This is a genomic window from Pseudoalteromonas sp. TAE56 (assembly GCF_000497955.1).
Taxonomy (GTDB): Bacteria; Pseudomonadota; Gammaproteobacteria; order Enterobacterales; family Alteromonadaceae; genus Pseudoalteromonas.
This window is the reverse complement of sequence record NZ_AUTN01000100.1, coordinates 15,450-39,993: the sequence shown is the minus strand read 5'-3', so window position 1 is coordinate 39,993 and position 24,544 is coordinate 15,450. Positions and strand designations below refer to the sequence as shown.

Sequence of the window (24,544 nt, the reverse complement as noted above, 5' to 3'; positions counted from 1 at the left end):
AATACAAACCCTTAATTCTTTACTCTTAGCTAACTAAAAGTTAGCTAAGATTTATAGTAACTACACTTGGCACTTCTTGTTCATCAATTTCACTACTTACTGGTACTTTAGGTATGTCAGGTTTATCAAGGGCGATATCGCCACCATCAATTACTTCACCTGTTTGTAAGTTTTTAAAATCAAATAAGTCAGCATCAGCTAAATGTGAAGGCACTATGTTTTGCATTGCTGTAAAAATACTTTCGATACGCCCAGGATGCTCCGCATCCCATTTTGCAAGCATTGCTTTTGTATGTTTACGCTGTAGGTTTTCTTGTGAGCCACAAAGATTACAAGGGATTATAGGGTAGCCTTGTGCAAATGCGTATTGGGCTATATCGGTTTCTTTGCAGTATGCAAGTGGGCGAATAACCATGTGCTCGCCATTATCACTCATTAATTTAGCCGGCATACTTTTTAGTTTACCGCCATAAAACATGTTCAAAAATAAGGTTTCAATCATGTCATCACGGTGATGCCCAAGGGCTATTTTAGTAGCGCCTATCTCATTTGCTGTGCGGTATAAAATACCACGACGTAAGCGTGAGCAAAGTGAACACGTTGTTTTACCTTCAGGGATAATATCGGTAACAATGCTGTAGGTATCTTCTTCTACAATTTTGTACTCAACATTTAGTTTATCAAGGTACTGGGGTAGTACATGTTCAGGGAAACCTGGTTGTTTTTGATCAAGATTTACAACAACTAGATCAAACTTTATAGGTGCCACACGTTTTAAATGCTGGAGCATTTCAAGCATTGTGTAGCTATCTTTGCCGCCTGATAAACACACCATAATACGGTCGCCTTCTTCAATCATATTGAAGTCCATAACAGCTTGACCAGTTTGGCGACGTAAACGCTTTTGCAGCTTATTTAAGTTAAATTGAGCTTTAGCTTGATCTGAGTGTGACAATTACGCCCCCTAGTAAAACAATACAGCAAAGTTATTTGCTAAAAATAAAGGGGCGTATTATACCCAAACCACCTGAATATGCGAGTTTAGGATGTAATTAAAAGCAATTTAAACACGGTATTTTTAGCAAGTAGTATATGAGCTGTTACTTGCTAAAAATCTTTTGGTTAATCTAGTTTTTTGCAAGTGGGCTCACGTAACCATCGGGTTTGAGTGCCAGTACATCACAGTCTAGGCTATCAATTACATGCTCTGCTGTGTTACCTACAAGAGCAGCACTTAAGCCGGTACGCCCAACGGTACCAATAACAACTAATTCGCTATTTAACCGCTTCGCTACATCAGGGATTACATCCTCTGGCAGGCCTTCTTCAATAAAACATTGCTCTGGGTTTAAATTAAACTCTGCAGCAAGTGCATTGGTTGATTCATGATGATGTTTTTTAACTGATTCGTTATAAAGCCCCGGGTTAAACTCAGGAATTTCGATTGCGATATTTATGGGCGTTGCAGGATAAGCATTAACTAAATTAAGTTTTGCGTTGGCAAGTTCACATAAAAATTGTGCGTCTTTAATAACGCGTTTATTAAGTGCTACATGCTCTTCATTTTCGCTAACTGCATTTACAGCAGCTAAAATATTACCGTTAGCAGGCCATGCCATTTCTTTTACAAATAAAACCGGAGCGGGGCATTTGCGTACTAAGTGCCAATCGGTCGGGGTAAAAATAACGGATTTAAGTGCACCATGTTGATGTGTGCCTTTAATTACTAAATCGTACTTTTCATCAATTACAGTATCGATTATGGCTTCGTAAGGGCGATTATGCCAAACCACTTGGGTTTCAATATTTATATCTTTGTAAGGAGAGACTAAATCGTTTAGCCATAGCTCACGATCTTTTAGTACAGCGTCACGCATTGCTTCGCGTTCATCGCCTGATAGCATGGTTGTCATTTCGTAAGAGAAGTCGTAAACCGTCATAAAAGCGGTAATACTTGCGCCAGACTTTTTAGCTAAATCTATTGAACGTGCTAAGCCGTGTTGATCGTCTTTGGTAGGGTCAATAACCGCAATAATGCGTTTAATAGTGTTCATATGCTACTCCATTTACATAACGGGTGTACATTTAGTGTAACGTAAATATAAAACAGTTAAAGGGGTAGCATATAAATTGTTGTTCTAAATCAAACTATTTAATTTGACGTGGCTTAACAATTGCCGCTGTTTTAGCCAAGGCATCATTATCTAAAATTGTAATAAATTTACCTTCTACTTTAATTAAGTCTGCTTTTTGAAAACGACTTAATAAACGACTAATAGTTTCTACAGTAAGGCCTAGGTAGTTGCCTATTTCACCGCGAGTCATCGTAAATCTAAATTCTTTACGCGAAAAACCGCGCTCACCAAAGCGCTCAGATAAGTTATAAATAAAACTAGCTAGGCGCTCTTCTGCTGATTTTTTATTGAGTAGTAACAGCATTTCTTGATCGTAAGTAATTTCGCTACTCATTAAACGCATTATTTGTTGGCGAAGTTTAGGTAATTTCCCTGATAGTTCGTCAAGAGTATCGAATGGGATTTCGCAAACCATTGACGTTTCAAGTGCTTGTGAGAAACTTGGATGAGTCATTTTATTTATCGCATCAAAACCAACTAGATCGCCAGCTAAATGAAAACCAGTAATTTGCTCATCACCTCGCTCTGATAATGTGTACGATTTAAATGAGCCTGAACGTACCGCATAAATAGCCTGTAAAGGTGCGCCTGATTCAAATAAGTAGTCGCCTTTATGGAGAGGTTTTTTTCGCTCAATAATTTCGTCTAGCTTGTCCATTTCTTGGCCATTAAGTGAAAATGGCAAACACAATTGACTAATACTGCAGTTATTACAGCTAATAGCACAATTACCTTTAGTACGGCTTTGAGAGAAATCCATAATTTAATCCGTTTAAATTTTTATTCACGACATTGTGTAGATTAATGTACCAACTTGTCGGTTGCAATAATCAATAAGTAGATACCATACCAAATTATAACACTGCCTAATACAATTCGGGTCCATGGATGGTTAATAATAGTATTTAGTTTTTGCGCTGCAACGCCTAACGTGATCATCGCGGGAAAAGTACCCAGAGCAAAGCAAAGCATAACTAAAGCACCATCTAAAGCACTAGGACTAGTCATCGCCCATGTAAGCGCTGAATATACTAAACCACAAGGCAGCCAGCCCCACAAAGCACCGTAACCTAAGGCTTTAAAAGGAGAGTTGATAGGCATTAAATATTTATTTAGTTTAACAATGTGTTGCCACACCAAGGTTTTACCAATTTTCTCTAACCACTGCAAAGTAGGGCCCAAGCGCATTATATACACGCCAACGAGGAGCATAAAAATAGCAGCAATGAATGAAAGTACTAATGAAAAGGAGGTGTTTTGCCTAGCAAATTGACTACTAATTCCTGCAACAAGTGCGCCTGCTGCCATGTAGCTAAGGGCTCGTCCAACATTATAGGCAAATGAATAGGTAAATGTTTTGCGTTTGTCACTAGCCAGTTGTAATGAGCTTGCAATACCGCCACACATAGCAATGCAATGACCGCTACCGATTAGGCCCATTAAAAATGCGCTGGTATAAAGAGGGTCAATCATTACTTTTATTATGTTGCTCTTTGTCGTCTTCAAACAAAATACTATGACCTTGCTTGTTTAAATCCGAAAACTGCTCACTTTTTACGGCCCAAAAAAATACGCCAATAGCAATAATGACAAATAAAATGGCAATAGGGATCAAAATGTAAATTATGCTCATAACTTTAATAGCCTTAGTGAATTACTAATCACAATAATTGAGCTGGCAGACATGCCAATAACAGCCATCCATGGGGCTACTAAGCCCAGCGCTGCCAATGGTAATATGGAAGCATTATACAATAAAGACAGCGCAAGATTTTGTTTAATAATACGTCTGGTTTGTTTGGCAACATTAAGTAAATGACCAATGGAGGCTAAATCGCTATTAAGAAGCACTACATCAGCGCTATTTTTTGATATGTCAGCACCGGTTTCCATAGCAATTGATAAATGCGCGCTGGCAAATACTGGGCTGTCGTTTATGCCATCACCGACCATAGCAACCACTTCGCTTTGTGAAGACCATTGCTCAACTGCGGTTTGTTTATCCTGTGGGGAACATCCTGATTGTACGCTTTCAAGTTTAAGCTGTTTAGCTACTTTTTGCCCTGCATCTGACGCGTCACCGGTCAACATATGACACGTTAAGTTTTGCGATTGAAGAGACTCTATAAGCTTTTTCGCATCGCTTTTTACTTTATCAACAAAGTAAAAACGTGCAACAACTTGTTTATTTATATATAAGCTTGCTTGTGCATTCGATTTTTTGCTATCAAACCAGCCACTTTTACCAATTGCGTAATGATGAGTTGCATCTTGTGCGCTAATTCCTAGCCCTGGATGTACTTCAACGTTATCAAGAGTATTATGAACGGGCGTGATTTCATCAAATGCGCTGGCAATAGGATGCTCAGAATAACGCTCTAGCATGGCTGCCATATCTAGCACTTGCGTTTTTGTATATTTTTTATCGATTATATCTACTTCATCAAGGCTAAATTTACCTTGCGTAAGTGTGCCTGTTTTATCAAATGCAAATAAAGTGATTTGTGAGAGTGTTTCGAGCACATGTGCTTGTTTTATTAATACGCCTTTTCGAGTAAGTGTTGCCACTGCACATGTAAGCGCGGTGGGTATCGCTAAACTCAGCGCACACGGGCAGGTAGCAACTAAAACCGAAATGGTGATCCAAAATGCGTGCTCAGGATCAATTTGGTACCAGCCGATCGCTGTAAGTGAAGCAAATACAAGCAAACAAGCTATGAACCACTGCGCAACTTTATCAGTAATTTCAACTAGTTTAGGGCGCTTGGTTAATGCGTTATGTTGCAGGCGTATTATTTGATTCAAAAGTGTATTTTGGCCAATTTTATTAATTTTTATTTCAATAACGCCGTCGTGGTTAACGCAACCAGCATAAACATTGTGACCAATAAATTTAGTTACAGGTTGATGCTCCCCCGTCATCATTGACTCATCAACGGTGGTTTTACCTTTAATTAGTTCGCCATCGGCAGGAATCGTTTCACCCGCTTTAATAAGTACTACGTCATTAAGTTTTAGTTTTTTGGCTGCAATTATAAGCTCTTCGCCACTTTCGTTAATGGTGCGGGCTGTTAATGGCAATAGTTTTTGTAAGTTGGCAGTAAACTCACTCGCTTTTAAACGCGCTCTAAATTCAAGATATTTACCTAACAACAGTAAAAAGGTAAACATGCACACAGATTCAAAATACACTTCGCCGACTTGCATAAATGTGGCGTAACAACTTGCACCAAATGCGCCAAAAATGGCCAGTGATACAGGTAAATCCATATTGAGCTGTTTTGCTTTTAAGCCATTTATAGCGTTGGTTAAAAAGGGCAGAGCACTATATAAAATAACTGGTGAGGCCAGTACTAAGCTGATCCATCTAAAATACTGCTCAAAATTACTGTCCATGCCTGAAAACATGCCAAAGTACATGGCAAATGCAAACATCATTACTTGCATGGTCATTAAACCGGCAACACCTAAACGGCGAATATAGGCTTTTGCTGTTTGTTGCTTTTGTTGGGATTCAGTATCGGCTTGAAACGGGTAGGCTTTATAACCAATCTTAGCAAGCGCAGTAATTATTTCGCTTAATGGGGTGCTGGTTTTATCCCATTGGATCATAGCGCGGTTAGTGGATGTGTTTACATCAACACGTTTTACTGAGATTAAATTTAATAGTTGTTTTTCGATAAGCCACGCACAAGCGGCGCAGGTTATACCTTCGACACTCAGTAATACTTCTGAGATATTATCGTTAGTGGCTATAAATTCGTCTTGAATGTCTTCGTTGTCATAACTTTTTATAAATGCGAGTTGCTCGGGTACCAATTGTTCCACTTTACCTGCACGTACGGTCCGATATTTGTAGTAATCGGTCATACCTTGGTCAACGATGTTTTGTGCAACAGCTTGGCAGCCAATGCAACACATTGGCTGGGCTTTATCGTCAATTATAACGCTTGCACTAAATCCGTTTGGCACATTTTCAAGGCAATGAAAACAAGAGTTAGACATAGTTATACTACTTATAATTAGGAGTAACTAAAACAGTTTGTTCGGTTGGTAACGTTATATTTTCTTTCATTTTCCAACTGCCATCTATAGGCTCAATAAATACTGAGTAGGCACCTGGTGTGTACTTATCAAGTAGTGCTGTAAATTCTTGATTGGCATTAGGGGTTAGAGTAGCGGTAAAGTCATGTGCTTTAATTGTGCGGTGGTAAAAAGAGAGTTTTAATACATGCACATTGCTGCTGTCGCCTTTTGTAAATTTAAAGCTTACGCGCTCATTGGTTACATTTAATCCGCCATGCAGATAAAGCGCTTTTGCTTTTTCAAACTTAGTAAGTTCTAAGTTGATTGCTTTACCTTTTTTGTAGTAGTCGTCAACAACCATATCTGGACCGTTACCTATTGCCGTAATAAATAGGCTAATACAGCCAATAATGGCCACTAACGGAAAAAAGATTAAAAACCAAGGCCAAAAATTCTTATACCACGGAGTAGGTTGCATAGTTGCTCTAAATTAGTTTAGGGAGGTTTATTTTATAGGATTTATACGTAAAAGACTAAAAAAAAGCCTCACAGTGGAGGCTTTTTTGATCTGGATTAATCTATTGAATTAAATAAATTAATTTATAAACATTTTATTAACCACATGCTTATTTATCTTGCGATAAACTGTAAACATAGGCTGTTAATAAGTGAATTTTTTCTTCACCTAAAATGTCTTTCCATGCAGGCATTACACCAGCACGACCATGGTTAAGTGTTTCTTCAACTGCACGTTGAGAACCACCATATAACCAAATGTTATCTGTCAGGTTAGGCGCGCCAAATGGTAGGTTATGTGCAACCGACCCTTTACCGTCAGCACCGTGACATGCGGCACACATTGCAAACTTAGCTGCACCTGCTGCTGCATCTTTTTGGTTAACAGTACGGCCAGAAAGGCTTAGCACATGTGCTGTCATTTCTTTAACGCCTTGCTCACCAAGAGCATCGCCCCAAGCTGGCATTGCAGCTATACGACCATTAAGGAGTGTTTCTCTAATTTTGTCTGGTGTTCCGCCATATAACCAATCTTTATCAGTTAGGTTAGGAAAGCCGGTACCACCACGCGCATCAGAGCCATGACATTGCGCACAGTTTTGTGAGAACAAACGCTGACCAATTTCGATGGCTAATTGACCATCTGTTTGCTCGTGTTTGTCGCCATTTTCTAGAGCAACTTGCTGCGCTGCATCACCTTCAAACTTAGAATTAACTAAATCTAAAATCGGTACCTGTGCCAACTTATTAAAAATAGGACCGAAGCGTTCTTCTGCAGCTTCATACTCTTTATCAAGCTTAACAAAGCGACCTTCTGCTTTGGCCTCTGCAACTGCTTTTTTAGATTCAGCTAAAGACGTAATACCTTGGTTAGAACTCGTCCATTTACCCAAACCTTCCCAGTTGCCTAAACCTGGGTAAGCTGCAAGGTAATATACTGACCAAATAAAAGTTGCGAAAAACATGTAAGTCCACCATTTTGGTAGTGGATTATTTAGCTCTTCAATGCCGTCAAATTCATGTCCACAGCTTTCACCTTCTTTTACGCCAGCATAGTTTTTTAAGTTCCAAACTAATAGGCCAAAGATGATGCATAAGCATGCAAGGGTTAATACAATAACCCAAATACTCCAAAAGCTAGTCATTTTTCAGACTCCTTTTCCTCGTTAGAGAGTGTGTTGTCATGTTTTTTTTCATCTTCGAAAATGGCATTAGCTGCGCTATCAAAACGGGTTTTGCTTCGCTTACTATATGCCCATGCAACAATCACAATAAACAATACTAAAATTACCAGAGTCAAAATGCCTCTGTATGTTCCGTAATCCATAATTTTTACTTCAAGTGGGTGCCAAGTTGCTGTAAATACGCGATTAGAGCTTGTATTTCTGTTGCGCCTTTGCCGTCATTCATAGCATTAACTTTATCAACATCAGCTTGAAGCTCTTCGTCGCTGCCATAACCTAAACCCGGATGTTTTGGGTTTTCTGGGTTAATAGCAAAAGTATCACGGAAAATTTGTAGTTTTTTCAGAGTAAGGCTGGTATCAACCGTATTCTCTGCTAACCAAGGAAAGCCTGGCATGTTTGACTCAGGAACCACAGCGCGTGGGTCAACTAAGTGAGCATAGTGCCAGTCGTCCGAGTAGCGCTTACCAACACGAGCCAAATCAGGACCAGTACGCTTAGAACCCCATAAGAACGGGTGATCCCAAACAGATTCACCGGCTACAGAGTAATGACCATAACGCTCAACTTCATCACGAAAAGGACGAATCATTTGTGAGTGACAGTTAGAACAACCTTCACGCACGTAAAGATCACGGCCTTCCATTTCTAAAGCATTAAGAGGGCGTAGGCCTTCTACTGGTTTAGTTGTATCGTCTTGGAACATTAGCGGAGTGATCTCAACTAGTGCGCCAAAGCTAATAGCAAAAACAGTCAGAATAGCCATAAGGCCAACGTTCTTTTCTACTATTTCATGTTTGTTTTGCGAATTTTTCTTGCTCATCATCTCACTCCGTTATGCTAATTGTGCTTGCGCGTCTAGTTTCAGAGATTCTTTCTCAGCTGAAATAGTGCGGTAAACGTTATAAGCCATAACTAACATACCTGTTACGATGAATACACCGCCTACAAAGCGCATAATATAGAAAGGATGCGACGCTTCTAAAGACTGCACAAAGCTGTACATTAATGTACCGTCAGCATTTACTGCACGCCACATTAGACCTTGCATTACACCAGAGATCCACATTGCAACAATATATAAAACAACACCTACAGTGTGTAACCAGAAGTGGGTGTTAACCAATTTAACGCTATACATACGACCTTGCGCGAATAACGCAGGAATTAAGTGGTAGATAGCACCAATTGAAATCATAGCAACCCAACCTAGTGCACCTGAGTGTACGTGGCCGATTGTCCAATCTGTATAGTGAGATAACGCATTTACAGATTTAATTGCCATCATAGGACCTTCAAACGTAGACATACCGTAGAAAGATAATGAAACAACTAAGAAACGAAGTACTGGATCGGTACGTAGTTTATGCCACGCGCCAGATAGCGTCATAATACCGTTGATCATACCACCCCAAGACGGTACGAATAGGATAATAGACATAACCATACCTAAACTTTGCGTCCAATCAGGAAGCGCTGTGTAGTGAAGGTGATGAGGACCAGCCCAGATATATAATGAAATTAGAGCCCAAAAGTGAACTACCGATAAACGGTATGAGTAAACTGGGCGACCTGCTTGTTTTGGTACAAAGTAATACATCATACCCAAGAAACCAGCAGTAAGTAGGAAACCTACAGCGTTATGACCGTACCACCACTGAACCATAGCATCTACCGCACCCGCATAGATTGAATATGATTTAGTTAACGACACAGGCACTGCCATACTGTTTACAATATGAAGTACTGCAACAGTGATAATAAAGCCAGCGTAGAACCAGTTAGCAACATAAATATGCGACACTTTACGCTTAATTAAAGTACCAAAGAATACAATAGCGTAAACAATCCAAACCACAGCGATTAAAATATCGATTGGCCATTCAAGTTCTGCGTATTCTTTTGAGCTAGTAATACCAAGTGGTAATGTAATTACTGCTAATACAATAACTAGCTGCCAGCCCCAAAATGAAAAGGCGGCGAGTTTGTCTGAGAAAAGACGCGTTTGACAAGTACGTTGTACGACGTAATAAGACGTCGCAAAAAGTGCACTGGTACCAAATGCGAAAATTACTGCGTTCGTGTGTAACGGACGTAGTCGAGAGTAAGTTAACCATGGTGTATCAAAGTTAAGTGCTGGCCAAGCTAATTGGGCAGCAATCAGAACCCCAATACTCATGCCAACGATGCCCCAAATCACTGTCATAATAGCGAATTGGCGTACAACCTTATAGTTATACTCAGTTTGTGATGCTACTGTTTGGCTCATTTTCTGGCTTCCGCTGCAATAAATGCGTTTAGAAATGAATTACCCACCTTTAAAAGTGGGGCCTACTATTTTCTCAAGCGTGTTATCTAAAACTTTCAATACATGAAAGCTTCAGAAAAAAAACTTGAGAAACCCTTATTTTTTGCGGGTGAAATGATAAATTTTTTGGCCTAAAAAAGATAGGTCAATTACATAAAATTATGACATCAATCAATGTTTGTGAGCTTGTTGTTTATTTTTTGATACAGTTTGTGCCTAATTTGGCTTAATAGTAACACTCACACTTGTTATTTGCAGTCGCGATTATTAGTATTTGCTTTTCTTTAGTGCGAAATTGTTATGCTTATATATAGGTTAAGTTTATTCATCGCGGTGTTTTTTTTATTAACAGCGTGTGATTTTTCCAAAAATACAGATGAAAAATTTCTAAAAAATGCCACATGCACAGCCAATTTGCCTTGTACTTTTTCAAATGATGTTAAAGTATGGTTAAGCGAGAAAACTCTTTCTCCCGAAACCCCATTTACTATTTTTAGTGATTTACCAACAAATATTACAATTGAAGATGCCAAGCTCAAAGGCATTACTATGTATATGGGTTACATTCCTCAGCAATTTAAAAAACATAATGGCCTGTGGCAGAGCAATACCATGGTTGGCATTTGTTCTGAGCAAAATATGCTCTGGAATTTAGAGCTAACAGTCAAAGATAATACAACCTCTTTAATACAAACACTAAATTACTCTTTTTATGTAACGTATTGAAGTAGCGACTGCAAGCTTCTGTATACAACGTACATTTTTGGTGTGAATTTGCTTTCTCATACATACGATTATTTGAGTGACTAGATCAATTAAATTATTTTTTAGATTTTGAGACTTATAAACTTCAATGATAAATAAGTGCTCTCAAAAAGTTCAACTTTAATTGCGACTGAATAAAAATCTAATCAAAAAACTTTCCAAAGTGGCTAAATAAGACTATTTAAGCACCAAGTATGCATAAATATGGTTATTAATTAACATTTAGTTTTGCGGTTTTAATAATGTGCTGTGATTAAGTTGTTAATTTGTCTGTTTTTGGTACATAGCTCAATCAATTACATTTGATTACAAAGTGAATCACTTTGGTTTCAGGTGTGTTTCTAATGTTTCTGTGTTTTCTCATGCTTTTGTTTTTAAAGTGTATTTATTAATTAACACTGAAACATAATGTAACCTATGTACCTAAAATGGTTTATCCACATTATTGCTTGATATAAATTGAGCTTCCGTTAAGTTTTCGTTCAGTTAAAAGCGCCTAAGTTGCCCACCTGACTCACTATTCTAATAAAAAGTGAGCATTACCAATAAAGGTAAATTTCCAACAAGTAGGGTTCTTTCATGAAAAAATCAACTCTTGGTTTAGCTGTAATTGCAGCATTTCCAATGTTCTCAAGTGTGCAAGTTCTAGCTGCTGAAGACTCAGCACAAGCAATCGAAAAAATTCAAGTAACGGGTTCTCGCATTAAGCGCGCAGATATGGAAACCGCTAGCCCAGTTACTATAATCGGTGCTGACGATATCGCTGCTTCAGGCGCTGTATCAGTAGATTCTGTACTACAAAAAATGACCGCTACAGGCGGCGCAATGACAAACCCAGGTATCAATAATGGTTCTGGTGGTAATGCATCTATTGATTTGCGTGGTTTAGGTTCACAACGTACTTTAGTACTTGTAAACGGCCGCCGTATGATTAACTCAGGTACAGGCGCTGCTTCTACAGTTGATTTGAATACTATACCGGTATCTATGATCAAGCATATTGAAGTACTTAAAGATGGTGCATCTGCTGTTTATGGTACTGATGCTGTTGCGGGTGTTGTAAATATTATCTTAAAAGATAACTTTGAAGGTTTAGACCTTAATGTTAAATCAGCAATCACTACTGAAGGTGATGCAGATGAAACGTCTTTTGATATTACAATGGGTGGAAACTTCGGTCGTGGTAACGTTGTAATAGGTTTACAGTACACAGACCGTGGCGATGCTTCTCAGGCTGATCGTAGCTTTTCTGATTGTCCATTAACTGAAGATGGCGATGGCAGTGCTCCATACTGTTCTGGTTCTTCTTACACTCCTAATGGCCATGTTTGGTCAGGTGATGAATCTTTGCAAGGTCAGGCTGATAATGGTTGGCACGACTTTGGTACTAGTGATGCCTACAACTATTCTCAATCTAGCTACTTATACACGCCAATGCGTCGTTTAAACCTTACTGGTATTGGTAGCTTTGATTTAACTGATGACACGCGTTTATACTCTGAGTTTACATACTCAAAACGTTGGTCAGAGCAGCAATTAGCGCCACAACCAGTATGGTTCGACTTTGACTACGCAGACTGGATGGGCGATTCTTTAATTGACCAAAATATTAACTACGGTGATGAAGTTTCTTACGGTCGCCGTATGGTTGACACTGGTACACGTGACTCATCTCAAGTAGTTGATACAGTTCGTTCTGTTATCGGTGCTGCAGGTTATTTAGATAATGGCTTAGAGTGGGATACATCAGTTATTTTTGGTCGTAATGACTCAGTAGATCGCTTAAGCAACCTTCACAATATGGGTTCAATTCAAAGCGAAATTGAAGCTGGTAACTTTAACCCACTTTCACAAGCTTCATGGTCAAGCAGTAGCTTTAGTGACTATGTTTACACTGAGCAAAACTCAGGCGGCAGTCAATTATTTATGATTACAGCTGCGCTTTCTGGTGAGTTAATGGAAGTACCTGCGGGCTTTGTAGGTTTTGCTGCAGGTCTTGAACGCCGTGAAGAAAAAGCGTGGTACACACCAGATTCGATCACTTCACAAGGTCTTGCGAATGACCCACGTGTTGATGCAACAAGCGGTCGTTTTGATGTAAACGAAGCATACCTTGAGCTTGCTATTCCTTTAGTAGCAGATGCTTACTTAGCACAAAATGTAGAATTAAGCGCTGCGATTCGTGCTTTTGATTACAGCACATTTGGTTCTGATGAAACGTGGAAACTAGGTTTAACTTGGCGTGTAAACGACGAACTAATGTTCCGTGGTGTTCGCTCTACAGCTTTCCGTGCTCCTACAGTTGCTGAGTTATACTCAGGTGATTCTCCATCTTATGAGCAAGTTAGCTTTACAGGCGCACAAGATCAGGCTGAAGTAACCGTTGGTGGTAATGATGAATTAACACCTGAATTAGCTGATACAGTTACCGTTGGTGTAGTTTACGAACCAGAATGGTTTGAAGGTTTCTCAATGACGTTAGATTACTACGACATTGAAATCGAAAACGCTATTGCTACAGTAAACAACCAATACATTGTTGATTCATGTCTTGCATCAGATGGTTCTTTAGCGAATCAATCAACAGCACTTTGTAGTTCAGCAAATATCGATTTTAACCAAAGCACAGGTCGTATCGCGTTTAATAACCAACTACAAAACGTAGGTTATGAGCAAACAAAAGGTTATGACTTAAACTTAAATTACAAATTTGATTTAGCTGGTCTTGCTTGGAATACGTCATTAGATGTTACTTACCTTGACGAGTACACTGTTGATGTTATTGAATCAAGTATTGATTACGCTGGTTTAATTACTTCTGGTATCGGTGGTTATGCTGACGTAAAAGCAAACTTTGAGCTTGATGTTAAAGGTGATGCTTGGTCTGCTAACTACAAAGCACGTTACATTGCAGGAATGGATAGCTACAGCTGTTTAGGTAAAGAATCTACATGTTATGCACCAACAACACCATCTGTTGTTTACCATGATGTGAGCGGTTCTTACTTTATCAGTGAAATGGTTTCGTTAACTGCTGGTGTAAATAACTTATTTGATAAGCAACCACCATACTACTCAGGTAACAACGATTCTAATACTGACCCGTACACATATGATGTACTTGGCCGTCGTGTATTTGCTGGTGTAAACGTTAAATTTTAACTAGCACATTAATCGTATTAAGGCTCAGTATTTACTGAGCCTTTTTTATTGAACAAAACAAAGGAGACAAGTACACTAAAACGATATTTTAGAAGGAGAACTGATTGTTAAAACAAGATGAAAACTTATCTTTTGTCATTGAACCAGAGCTTACTCCTCGTTCTGAACAGCGCATAGATCTGTATTTTTCTATCCCTAATGAAATGGGGATTAATCCGCAAACGCTCACCGAAGAATCTTACTTTAATAACCACTTTAAATCACATTTAGCCTACAACGCTAACAACATACACTTGCCTTTAGTACGAAGCCGTTTTGTGAGTAAAAACAAAGGTGAGCAGCAAGATTATCGTCAAAACCTTAATTTATTTTGTTACCAAGTACGTTTAGCCCTTGATGCCGATATTAAAGATGCGTTAAAAATTGATGAAGCAGAAGACTTTTATAAACGCGCTAACGAAGTATATGAACAAAGTGAAGGACTTCTAAAAAAGCTGCGTCGCTATACGCCAGATGATGAAAAACTACTGCCATTTTTTACCAATGCTGATAACTATTTAAGTTGGCATGTTGAGCAATCATTTTTAAAGCTTTTAGATGAAGGCCCACGTAGTAGCGATTATGCAAAAGAGCGTAACGATTTAATGCAGTTTTGTAAAAACGAAAATGCGTACCGGGCTGACAAAAACTATAATTCTGAAACCACAATGCAAGACGCTAATCGAATAACAAATAAAATGCGCTTGCTGCAACGCTTGATTGAGCATGGCGTTATATTACAGCGCCAAACACGGTTTCTTAATAGCTACCTTAAGCGATTAGTTAAGGGTACTGTAACGGCAGTTATCATGGCATTCGTGATGGTTGTTATACTTAATGCCCGCTCAACGTTTACTGAAGTCACCGCGACGCTTATTTTAATTTTAGGGGTTATTTACGGGCTACGTGAAATATTTAAAGAAGATATTACGCGTATGATTTGGCGAGCTATTGTACAAGGGCGACCTAAGTGGAGATTTAGTTTTAAAAATAGTATTACTAAAGACAAAATAGCGAGTCAGCTAATTTGGCTTGAATACACACGCTTTAAAAAAATCCCTAAAGAAGTAAAATCTATATTTTCAAAACGTCGTCAACAAAATAAACAAGCTGCGCAGTGGCTACACTTTGCAAGTGAGACACGGGTAAGCGCGAAAGAATTTTTACCTGGGTACGATACACTGCAGCAAACGCTACAATTTAGTCTTGCGCCATTTGCGCGTTATTTAAAACGTGGTGAAGGGAAGTTATATCATTTAGACAGTAATAAAATATCTAAACAGGCAGTTGAACGGCGCTACCAACTTAACATGGTGCTTGTGCTAACCGAGGAAGATAGAACACTTTATCAACGCTATAAAATAACGTTAAATCGAAGTAAAATCGTTAATATTGAGCTTATCTACTCCAAAAAATGAATTTTAGTAATTAAAAAAGGGACTGATAAAATCAGTCCCTTTTTTTAATTTATTTATTAGCTAAACCATGTTTACTATATAAAGTTACTTTGTTTGATACTAGCGTGATCTCGATATTTTTTGCTTCGTCGCCCCACACACAATTAGTATGCAGTGTTTTTTCAACACAGTTGTCCGCAGTGCCTAAAATGGTTTCAACTTCAGTCTTATCCATACCTACTTTGATTTTCTCGTAACTCTCAAGACTTACCTTAGAACAAGCCGCGAGGCTTAATGTAGCTGCGATGATAAGGAGTTTTTTCATTGTTATATCCTACTTAGTATTAATGTTTGAATTTTCTGATTTGGACAATCATGCCCATTCGTGGGTGGTCAAAGTAATGTACTTCACCACTTATTACACGTCTAAACTGAGAAAAGCGGGCTGACTCTATATCGCCATTTTCTAGCTTTTGGCTAATATCAAAATTAGCTGTAATGTATAAATAATGTCGTAAGTGTATTTTAAATAAACCGTCTAGTTCCCATTCTGCCTTTGATTGCTCCGGGTCGTTAAATAGTTCAGGTTGTGAATTTAATAAACTTACAAAATCAGGGTTTGAATAGCTAGGGGTTACGTTAGAGTCACTTTTAAGGTGTTTACCTGCGATTAAATGCATGCTTGGTGCACGCGACTTACTTGCGCCTTCAAAGCGCCAGCCTGTATGTAGAATAGGTGTTAATCCTTTGCGATCTAGCTGCCTGTACTGCGCTTTAAATTGCAGCTGTTCTGGCGCTAATAAATAAGTTTGCTGCATATCATCTTTAGCGGGCGCTAGAGGTGTAACAGGTAGCTCATCATAGCTTTGTAGGTAGTTTGTACTGTCACCACATACACCCGATTGCGGGTTTGAATTAACTAATGAATCTGTAAAAGAGCGTTTTTGAAAACGCTCATCACCATCTATACAGGCTTGCATTGCTTGCTCTGTATAAAGAGGGGTCATTAAATCTAGAGAGTTTTTATCCTCAATAGCTTTGTGCTTAAGTGTAAAATCTTCTTGCAAATACGGAGCTGGGCGCTGTTTAAATACAAGCACCTCAACCTCAAACCAGCGTTCTGCAAGTGCAGTGCTGCTAAACAAGCAGCATAAAATAACCAGCGATTTTTTTAGCAACATTAATGGCTAACCTTTTTTTCGAAATCTGCAATCATTGCAGTGACCATTTTTAAGCGTTCGCGAGCGTTAGCTTCACTAATTGCAAAGCGCAATTTATTTGCGCCATCCATTTTGTACACCTTAGGCGCACTTTGTATCAAACCAATGATGAAGCTAGGGTTAACCTTGGTATCTTGGCTAAATTCAAAATAACCACCTTTTGGGTTTGCCTCAATTTTTGTTATACCCAAATTACTGGCCTGCATTTTAAGCTGCTGCAAGCTGAACAAGTTTTTGGCTGCATCTGGCAGTAAACCAAAACGGTCTATAAGTTCTACCTGTAATTCGTCCATGTCGTCAAGGTTAGCACAACTTGCAACGCGCTTGTACATGCCTAAACGTGCATTTACATCGTGTATGTAGTCATCAGGTAATAGGGCAGCTAGTTTTAAATCTACTTCGGTTTGTTTTTGAAGTAGGTTTTCAAGCGTTGGCTCTTTACCTTCACGTAGTGCATTTACGGCCTGCTCGAGCATTTCCATATACAAACTAAAGCCTATAGTTTGCATTTGACCTGATTGATCGTCGCCAAGTAACTCACCGGCGCCACGAATTTCTAGATCGTGTGTAGCGAGGGCAAAACCCGCGCCTAAATCTTCCAATGATTCGATTGCTTGTAAGCGTTTACTCGCATCTTTAGAAAGTGCTTTGGGGTCACCTGTGAGTAAATAGGCATACGCTTGGTGATGGCTTCGGCCAACTCGTCCACGTAATTGGTGTAATTGCGCAAGGCCAAGTTTATCAGCTCTATCCATAATAATGGTGTTGGCTGTAGGTACATCGATACCGGTCTCGATAATCGTAGTACATACAAGCACGTTGTATTTTTGATGATAAAAGTCAGTCATTATTTGCTCAAGCTCTTGCTCGCGCATTTGGCCATGGGCTGAGGTTACGCTTGCTTCCGGCACCCATTCACTAATTTCTTGTGCAACACGCTCAATAGTTTCTACATTGTTATGCAAAAAGTAAACTTGGCCACCGCGTTTAATTTCTCGCAGTACGGCTTCGCGTATTAGTTCTACATCGCGTTGCCGTACAAAGGTTTTAACCGCTAAACGTTTAGCCGGTGGCGTTGCAATAATTGATAAATCGCGCATGCCGCTCATGGCCATGTTAAGTGTACGCGGTATTGGCGTTGCAGTTAGTGTGAGTATGTCTACATCGGCACGCAGAGCTTTAATTTTCTCTTTTTGGCGAACACCAAAGCGATGTTCTTCATCGACAATGAGTAAGCCTAAATCGTTAAACTTAATATCTTGCTGAATAAGTTTATGTGTACCAATAACTATATCGAGCTTACCGTTTGCCATTTTTTCAAGCGTATCTTTTTGCTCTTTAGTGGAGTTAAAGCGCGAAAGTACACCTACTTCAATAGGAAAATCAGCAAAACGGTCTTTAAAGTTTTCATAGTGCTGCTGAGCCAGCAAGGTGGTAGGCACTAAAATTGCCACTTGTTTATCATCGTTAACCGCTACAAAAGCAGCGCGCATGGCCACTTCTGTTTTACCAAAGCCTACGTCACCACATACTAAGCGGTCCATGGCTTGCTTTGATTGCATATCACCTAATACCGCTTCTATGGCGTTGCGCTGATCGTCAGTTTCTTCAAACGGGAAGCTATCGCTAAATTGGCGATATGCAGGGGCGTCTAGCGTAAACTTATTACCGGGTTTTGCTTGGCGCTGTGCATAAATGTCGAGTAATTCTGCTGCTACGTCGCGAACTTTTTCAGCCGCACGTTTTTTTGCTTTTTCCCATGCATCTGAGCCAAGCTTGTGCAGCGGGGCGCTAGCTTCTTCGCCACCAGAGTAACGGCTCAGCATATGCAGCGCCGACACTGGCACGTATAGTTTAGCTTCACTTGCGTAAGTAATCGTAACAAACTCAGTAATTACACCTGCAGCATCAATTGTTTGCAAACCTTGGTAACGCCCAACACCGTGATCGAGATGCACAACAGGTTGGCCCTCTTTAAGCTCGGCTAAGTTACGTATTAGTGCATCTTGGCTGGCTTCGTACTTGTGCTTACGGCGTCTGCGCTGAGATACTTTTATACCTAGCAGTTCTTGCTCGGTAATAATAGATAGGCTTGGTTTAGTGCCAAGTACGACACTTTGTTCAAGCGGGCTTACTATTAAACCTACATCACTCGCGCTTTTTGTAAATTGTTCGAGTGTTTCAAATTCTTTAAATTTTAAACCGCTTGGTTTTAAAATGCTCAGTAATGATTCGCGACGACCATCGGATTCAACACTGAGTAATATGCGGCCTTTTTTCTTTTTTTGCTCTGCTACATAATTTATAAACGCGCCATAAGGTTCATGCTGCTTATGATCAATTCGAATAGCAGGCAGCTCGCTAACGCTTAAGTTTTTATTGCCCGCTTTAGTACCAAGCTTTGCAAGCGATAAACGAATACGTGCAAAATTGCCTAAATTAGAAAACAGCTCTTCAATAGGCTGATAAAGCGCATTGGGTTCTAGTAATGGGCGAAGTGGGTCAACTCTGCGGTTCTCATAGCGTACATTTACATCGTGCCAAAAGTTATCTGCCGCGTGCTCTAAATCGCCCAGTTGCATAACGGTAGTTGTTTCTGGCAGGTAGTCAAAAATAGTCGCGAGCTTTTCAAAAAACAACGGCATGTAGTATTCAATACCGGCAGGCCAGTTACCTTTGCTTACTTGCATGTATACAGAGTCTTGCTGCGAGCTTGCACCAAATTTTTCACGGTAGCTTATTCTAAAACGTTCAATATCAGCGTCGTTAGTAGGAAATTCATGTGCTGGAAGTAGCTCAATTTTATCTACTTTTTCATCAGAACGCTGCGTTTCTACATCAAATAAGCGAATAGTGTCGAGCTCATCATCAAAAAAGTCGAGTCTAAATGGATGCGGGCTACCCATTGGGTATAAGTCAACGATAGAGCCGCGTATAGCGTATTCGCCATGTTCCATTACTTGTTGAACATTTAGATAACCGGCTTGCTCTAAATTGTCACGAAAGTTATGTGTGTCTAGCTTGTCGCCCACTTTAAAGTTTATTGTCGAACCGTAAATAAACGAGGCCGGGGCTGTGCGCAACATTAAGGTAGATACAGGTACAATTAACACACTTTGTTGTTCTTTTTTTAAGGTGTTTAAAGTGGCTAACCGGGCTGAAATAATATCTTGATGGGGAGAAAAGTGATCGTATGGCAGAGTTTCCCAATCAGGAAATACCATTACTGGGTTATCGGGTAATAAATATTCTAGCTCTGTTTCAAGGCGCAGTGCGCTTGGTGTATCAGGCGTAACAATCAAGACTAAGTTGTCTTGCTGTTTAACGCCTTCAGCAATGGCAATACTTAAACCACTTCCGCTTAGCTGGCCCCATTGAATTTTATCTTTATGAGATTTTACCCAAGGCAAGGCTGCCCATTGCTCAAACGCCATTTATTACTCCATTTATAGTTGGCTCTTAGCAAGTAAGAGCCATCTTGAGTTAAGTTTACTTAGTCTCGATATATTTTTGTTAGGTCTTTATAGTGATCAATTCGTCGATCACGCAAGAACGGCCAAATACGTCTTACGTTTTCTGAGCGTTTTTGATCAATTTCAACCACTAAAATTTGCTCATCAGTATTATTAGCTTCTGCTAATAATTCACCTTGTGGGCCTGCAATGAACGAATTCCCCCAAAACGCAATACCATCGCTTTGCGCACTTGGGTCACTTTCATGGCCGACACGGTTACAGCTAATTACCGGTACACCATTGGCAACAGCATGGGCACGCTGGCTAATAACCCACGCGTCTTTTTGACGAGTTTGCTCAGCAATGTCGTCGTTAGGATCCCAACCGATAGCGGTAGGGTAAATTAACACCTCAGCGCCTGCCATTGCCATTAAACGTGCAGCTTCAGGAAACCATTGATCCCAACATACTAGCACGCCTAATTTACCCACCGAGGTTTGAATAGGCTCAAACCCGATATCACCTGGGGTAAAGTAAAATTTTTCGTAAAAACCAGGATCATCAGGAATATGCATTTTGCGGTATTTACCCGCAATACTGCCATCTTGTTCTAATACAACTGCGGTGTTGTGATAAAGGCCCGTAGCGCGTTTTTCAAATAAAGAAGCGACAATTACAATACTTAGCTCTTTAGCAAGCTCACCTAATGCATTACTGCTAGGGCCTGGAATGGTTTCGGCTAAATCAAATACGTCAACATCTTCGGTTTGACAAAAATAGAGGCTTCGGTGTAGCTCTTGAAGTACGACCAGTTTTGCACCTTTTTGAGCTGCTTCACGAATGGCACTTATTGATTTTGCCATATTGTGCTGAGCGTTATCGGTATTGCTTTGTTGCACTAATGCAACGGTTAATTTTGCAGGGCTTGTCATTGTGTTGCTCCAGCTAAAAATCCACGAGGTAATTGCATTGTAATACAGTGCAGGCTGCCAAATTGTTCAATTATTGGTTGGCAATTAACGCCAATAATAGTGTGTTGTGGGTATGCTTTTTGAACTTGTGCAAGAGCACGTTCATCATTGGCATCATTATACGTTGGCACAAGCACAGCATTATTAATAATTAAGTAGTTAGCGTAGGTAGCCGGTAGGCGTGTTTGCTCATCGTCATAAGCGGCTTTTGGCCACGGTAACTCAATTAAGGTATATGGGGTGTTATCGGCAGTTTTAAAGGTTTTTAGTTGTTTTTCCATTGCATCAAGTGCGCTAAAGTGCTCATCAGTTTTATCATCACACTGCACATATACAAGGGTATTATTTGGCGCAAAACGCACTAAAGTATCAATGTGGCTGTCGGTGTCATCGCCCGCTAAATAGCCATGATCAACCCATAAAAAACGTGTCGCGCCCAAGTGATCTTTTAAAAGTACTTCTATGTCAGCAGGATTTAAATCTGGGTTGCGGTTTTTGTTAAGCAAACATTCGCTGGTTGTTAGCAACACACCATGCTCGTTTATTTCAATACCGCCACCTTCAAGTACCATATCGAGCGCTTGATATTGGTTGTTTGTGCTACTTAGCTCTTTTACCAAAGCACGATTAATTTGATTATCTAATGCGCTTTCAAATTTATTGCCCCAACCATTAAAAGTAAAATCATATACTTTTAGTTGCTCTGGTGAATCAATAGCGGCGCAAGTAAGCGGACCATGATCGCGAGCCCAGGTATCGTTGGTAGGTGTTACTACAAAATGAACACGATTAAGGGAGACGTTAGCGCTATTTAGCAATGCTGTAACATGCATTTTTAAGGCACTATTATGCGCCACAATCACAAGCTGTTGCTGCGTTGTTATATGCTTAGCAAGCTCAATATATACAGGTTCTACACGTGCTAAATTATCAGCCCAATCGGTGTCTTTATGAGGCCATGTAAGCATAACAGCGTCTTGCTCGGCCCATTCTGGTAAAAGTCTAAAGTTCATGAATTTTATATACTAATTAAGATGACGCTAGTTTAGCATTTTACATAAAGATGTCAGCTAATTATCACTGTTTAGGTCGGCCTGGTTTTGATCAAGTTCTTGACGTTTTTTAAGTTGGCGGGTTTGAGCATGTAAACTCGCTCTAACAATCAGTTCTTGGTCAGTGGTTCTAATTGCGGTAAAGAGCATGGTGTATTGATAATGTTCGCTATCTTGTTTTTCTACTGCTACAACTTCGGTGTAACAATAAACCGCAGAGGCTTCGTGGTGCAAAAATAGTTTTGTTCTAAACGCTTGGCCAATTGAGTGTACTTCGGGTGATGTAAAGCGAATACCGCCACCGCCATAGCTATCACATTGAATTGCATTATCTTGCGCTTGTTCTGAGGCCAAAATATGGCTCATTATTAAATCTATTTTACGTGACTGCGCTTGTAAAAATGTAGCTAGCTCTTGTGCTATATCGCCTAGGTTACGCAGTGGGCGTAACGAGCTTTGCTCAAGTTCACTTACTTCATTTGCTAATCTAAATAGTGGGGGAATGTCGTCTTCTAGCTCAAGCTGCGATTTAGGAACTTGTCCGTTCGATACAGCGAATAAATTCACTCTTATACTTTCATTGATTTGAAAGTACTGCTCAAACTCACCTAATCTTTCACTATTCATTATGTTCTCCACCACGTATTTATTTAATAGTAGCGTTGTGAGTACTAAATTGCTAGCAGATAAAATAACTCATACTGGGCTAAATGCTTTGTTTACATTCAATTTTTAACATACTGATTATGAAAATAATTACACTAAGACATATTTAGGGGTAGTTATAAAAAAGCGGCCAATGTCATCCTAACATTGGCCGCTTGGGTATTGATTCATCAGCGCGTACTTATTTAAGTAGAGCGGCTAATTCATGTAAATCTTTCACAACGTGATCTGGTTTTTTAGCTAATGGGTAAAGTGCTTTACCTGGGCGTGCAATGAAAGTGGTTTGTAGGCCTGCTTCTTTTGCGCCAGCAACATCCCAACCATGGGCTGCAACCATCATTGCTTCATTTGGTGCTACGTTTAGCTTTTTAAGTACCCATTCATAAGCACGTAAGTCTGGTTTGTAAATTTTAATATCTTCAATGCTGTAACGCGCATCAAAGTAAGACATTAAACCAGCACTTTCAAACTGTGCCTTTACACCTTTGTTTGAAGAATTTGTAAGGCTTACTAATTTATAGCCCTGAGCTCTAAGTTTTGCCAGTCCTTCTTTAACATCGCTGTGTGGAGGAAGCGTTAAAAGAGGCGTAACAATAGCTGTTTTAGCTTGTTCACTAGTAATATCAATATTGTTATTTTGAGCAACCATAAGAAGTGACGCCACCCCAATTTGCCCAAAGTCGTGATAGCTACCGCTTACTGTATCTACTAATGAATGGTGCAGCATAGTCGAAAACCAAAGTGGTAATAAATCTTCACGTCCGCCTAGTGCTTTACCAATAGAGGTACGCATTGACGTTAAATCAAGTAGGGTTTCGTTTACATCAAAAATAAGCACTTTGGGCTTTGCTTGTTCTTTTGGTTCATCAGCGACTGCATAACCAGATACAAGGCTTGTGCCTACAAGTAGTGAAAGAGTCAGTGTTTTTAACGATTTTAAAATAGACATTAGTTATTCTCCGATTCAAGTGCTGCCATAATATCAGTAGGTTCTGCGCGTAGGGTGTAGTCTTCGTTTAAAAATGCATATGTAATAACACCTTCTTGGTTTATCACATAGGTAGCCGGTAGCGGCAATTTAAAGCTTTTATCGCCGTAGTAGTGTTCAAAATCAATACCAAATTGTGTGTATAACGCTTGAATACGTTCATCAAGTGTAAACAATAGACCAAATTGCTCAGCTACTTTATTACTGACATCTGACAGCACATCAAATTCAAGGTCGTTTTTTTGTGCAGTTGAGAGAGTTTCATCAGGCAGTTGTGGTGATATTGCCACTAACTGAGCACTTTGAGTTTTAAATTGCGGTAAGTAGTCATTAAGTGCTTTTAGCTCTAAATTACAATATGGACACCAGCCACCACGATAAAAGCTAATAATTACCGGACCTTTTTTTAATAAATCCGCAAGCTCAATGTTTTCGCCGTTATGGTTGGCTAGGCTGAAGTTTTCTACCTTTTGACCAATTTGCAACGCATTGTCTTTAATATGCTGTGCAATAAGCTCTTCGTTTGTAGTGTTCATTAATGCTAAAACGTCAGCCGGTAACTTGGCATCTTTTTGTACGTTATAGGCATCTATTTGCGCTTTTAAACTCATGATTGAACCTCAGTAATTAGACTATTTGCAATTATAGTGTTTTACATAT

22 protein-coding genes are annotated in these 24,544 nt (G+C 39.6%); 3 read left to right on the top strand and 19 right to left on the bottom strand.

What is annotated here, in order from left to right; translation table 11 throughout:
* Positions 1–40: 40 nt before the first annotated feature.
* The 11 genes from ttcA to ccoN form a co-directional block, all read right to left on the bottom strand.
* Complete coding sequence (ttcA, locus tag L656_RS0110310; protein WP_024599147.1) at positions 41–955, bottom strand: tRNA 2-thiocytidine(32) synthetase TtcA; 915 nt, start codon at positions 953–955, stop codon at positions 41–43.
* A 172-nt stretch (positions 956–1,127) separates the two neighbouring features.
* Complete coding sequence (gene uspE, locus L656_RS0110305; protein WP_024599146.1) at positions 1,128–2,054, bottom strand: universal stress protein UspE; 927 nt, start codon at positions 2,052–2,054, stop codon at positions 1,128–1,130.
* Between the two features lie 94 nt (positions 2,055–2,148).
* Positions 2,149–2,895, bottom strand: coding sequence for an FNR family transcription factor (locus tag L656_RS0110300; RefSeq protein ID WP_024596435.1), 747 nt, complete (start codon positions 2,893–2,895; stop codon positions 2,149–2,151).
* A 41-nt stretch (positions 2,896–2,936) separates the two neighbouring features.
* On the bottom strand, positions 2,937–3,608 hold the full coding sequence (locus tag L656_RS0110295; RefSeq protein WP_024599145.1) for a sulfite exporter TauE/SafE family protein: 672 nt from the start codon (positions 3,606–3,608) through the stop codon (positions 2,937–2,939).
* The gene (gene ccoS, locus L656_RS0110290; protein ID WP_002963071.1) at positions 3,601–3,768 is read right to left on the bottom strand and encodes a cbb3-type cytochrome oxidase assembly protein CcoS; all 168 of its coding nucleotides are present in this window, start codon (positions 3,766–3,768) and stop codon (positions 3,601–3,603) included. Before ccoS ends, L656_RS0110295 begins: the two co-directional genes overlap by 8 nt.
* Positions 3,765–6,140, bottom strand: coding sequence for a heavy metal translocating P-type ATPase (locus tag L656_RS0110285; protein ID WP_024599144.1), 2,376 nt, complete (start codon positions 6,138–6,140; stop codon positions 3,765–3,767). The genes ccoS and L656_RS0110285 overlap by 4 nt, the downstream gene beginning before the upstream one ends.
* A gap of 7 nt (positions 6,141–6,147) precedes the next feature.
* Positions 6,148–6,639 carry a FixH family protein gene (locus L656_RS0110280; RefSeq protein WP_024599143.1) on the bottom strand — a complete coding sequence of 164 codons (492 nt, stop codon included), beginning with the start codon at positions 6,637–6,639 and terminating at the stop codon, positions 6,148–6,150.
* Positions 6,640–6,787: 148 nt separating this feature from the next.
* Positions 6,788–7,822, bottom strand: coding sequence for a cytochrome-c oxidase, cbb3-type subunit III (ccoP, locus tag L656_RS0110275; RefSeq protein ID WP_024599142.1), 1,035 nt, complete (start codon positions 7,820–7,822; stop codon positions 6,788–6,790).
* Positions 7,819–8,004, bottom strand: a complete 186-nt coding sequence (locus L656_RS0110270) for a cbb3-type cytochrome oxidase subunit 3 (RefSeq protein WP_010554061.1) — start codon at positions 8,002–8,004, stop codon at positions 7,819–7,821. The genes ccoP and L656_RS0110270 overlap by 4 nt, the downstream gene beginning before the upstream one ends.
* Before the next feature lie 5 nt (positions 8,005–8,009).
* Positions 8,010–8,684, bottom strand: a complete 675-nt coding sequence (gene ccoO, locus L656_RS0110265; protein WP_024599141.1) for a cytochrome-c oxidase, cbb3-type subunit II — start codon at positions 8,682–8,684, stop codon at positions 8,010–8,012.
* Positions 8,685–8,696: 12 nt separating this feature from the next.
* The gene (ccoN, locus tag L656_RS0110260; protein ID WP_007585649.1) at positions 8,697–10,130 is read right to left on the bottom strand and encodes a cytochrome-c oxidase, cbb3-type subunit I; all 1,434 of its coding nucleotides are present in this window, start codon (positions 10,128–10,130) and stop codon (positions 8,697–8,699) included.
* Between the two features lie 339 nt (positions 10,131–10,469).
* On the opposite strand from ccoN, the gene L656_RS0110255 reads away from it, so the two are divergent.
* From L656_RS0110255 to L656_RS0110245, 3 genes are all read left to right on the top strand, one after another.
* The gene (locus tag L656_RS0110255; protein WP_024599140.1) at positions 10,470–10,895 is read left to right on the top strand and encodes a hypothetical protein; all 426 of its coding nucleotides are present in this window, start codon (positions 10,470–10,472) and stop codon (positions 10,893–10,895) included.
* 618 nt (positions 10,896–11,513) lie between these two features.
* Positions 11,514–14,096, top strand: coding sequence for a TonB-dependent receptor plug domain-containing protein (locus L656_RS0110250; RefSeq protein WP_024599139.1), 2,583 nt, complete (start codon positions 11,514–11,516; stop codon positions 14,094–14,096).
* A gap of 104 nt (positions 14,097–14,200) precedes the next feature.
* Positions 14,201–15,553, top strand: coding sequence for a hypothetical protein (locus L656_RS0110245; protein ID WP_024599138.1), 1,353 nt, complete (start codon positions 14,201–14,203; stop codon positions 15,551–15,553).
* Between the two features lie 49 nt (positions 15,554–15,602).
* Here L656_RS0110245 and L656_RS0110240 read toward each other — a convergent pair whose 3' ends face one another.
* The 8 genes from L656_RS0110240 to L656_RS0110205 form a co-directional block, all read right to left on the bottom strand.
* On the bottom strand, positions 15,603–15,857 hold the full coding sequence (locus L656_RS0110240) for a lipoprotein (protein WP_024599137.1): 255 nt from the start codon (positions 15,855–15,857) through the stop codon (positions 15,603–15,605).
* A 19-nt stretch (positions 15,858–15,876) separates the two neighbouring features.
* Entirely contained in the window at positions 15,877–16,713 is an 837-nt protein-coding gene (locus tag L656_RS0110235) for a peptidoglycan binding protein CsiV (protein ID WP_024599136.1), read from the bottom strand.
* Complete coding sequence (mfd, locus tag L656_RS0110230; RefSeq protein ID WP_024599135.1) at positions 16,713–20,186, bottom strand: transcription-repair coupling factor; 3,474 nt, start codon at positions 20,184–20,186, stop codon at positions 16,713–16,715. Before mfd ends, L656_RS0110235 begins: the two co-directional genes overlap by 1 nt.
* Positions 20,187–20,245: 59 nt before the next feature.
* Entirely contained in the window at positions 20,246–21,139 is an 894-nt protein-coding gene (locus L656_RS0110225) for a carbon-nitrogen hydrolase (protein WP_024599134.1), read from the bottom strand.
* Entirely contained in the window at positions 21,136–22,191 is a 1,056-nt protein-coding gene (locus tag L656_RS0110220) for an agmatine deiminase family protein (protein WP_024599133.1), read from the bottom strand. The genes L656_RS0110225 and L656_RS0110220 overlap by 4 nt, the downstream gene beginning before the upstream one ends.
* Positions 22,192–22,248: 57 nt before the next feature.
* Positions 22,249–22,857, bottom strand: a complete 609-nt coding sequence (locus L656_RS0110215) for a PilZ domain-containing protein (protein ID WP_007585675.1) — start codon at positions 22,855–22,857, stop codon at positions 22,249–22,251.
* A gap of 220 nt (positions 22,858–23,077) precedes the next feature.
* Positions 23,078–23,845, bottom strand: a complete 768-nt coding sequence (locus L656_RS0110210; RefSeq protein ID WP_024599132.1) for a haloacid dehalogenase type II — start codon at positions 23,843–23,845, stop codon at positions 23,078–23,080.
* Positions 23,845–24,495 carry a peroxiredoxin-like family protein gene (locus tag L656_RS0110205; protein WP_024599131.1) on the bottom strand — a complete coding sequence of 217 codons (651 nt, stop codon included), beginning with the start codon at positions 24,493–24,495 and terminating at the stop codon, positions 23,845–23,847. The genes L656_RS0110210 and L656_RS0110205 overlap by 1 nt, the downstream gene beginning before the upstream one ends.
* Positions 24,496–24,544 lie beyond the last annotated feature (49 nt).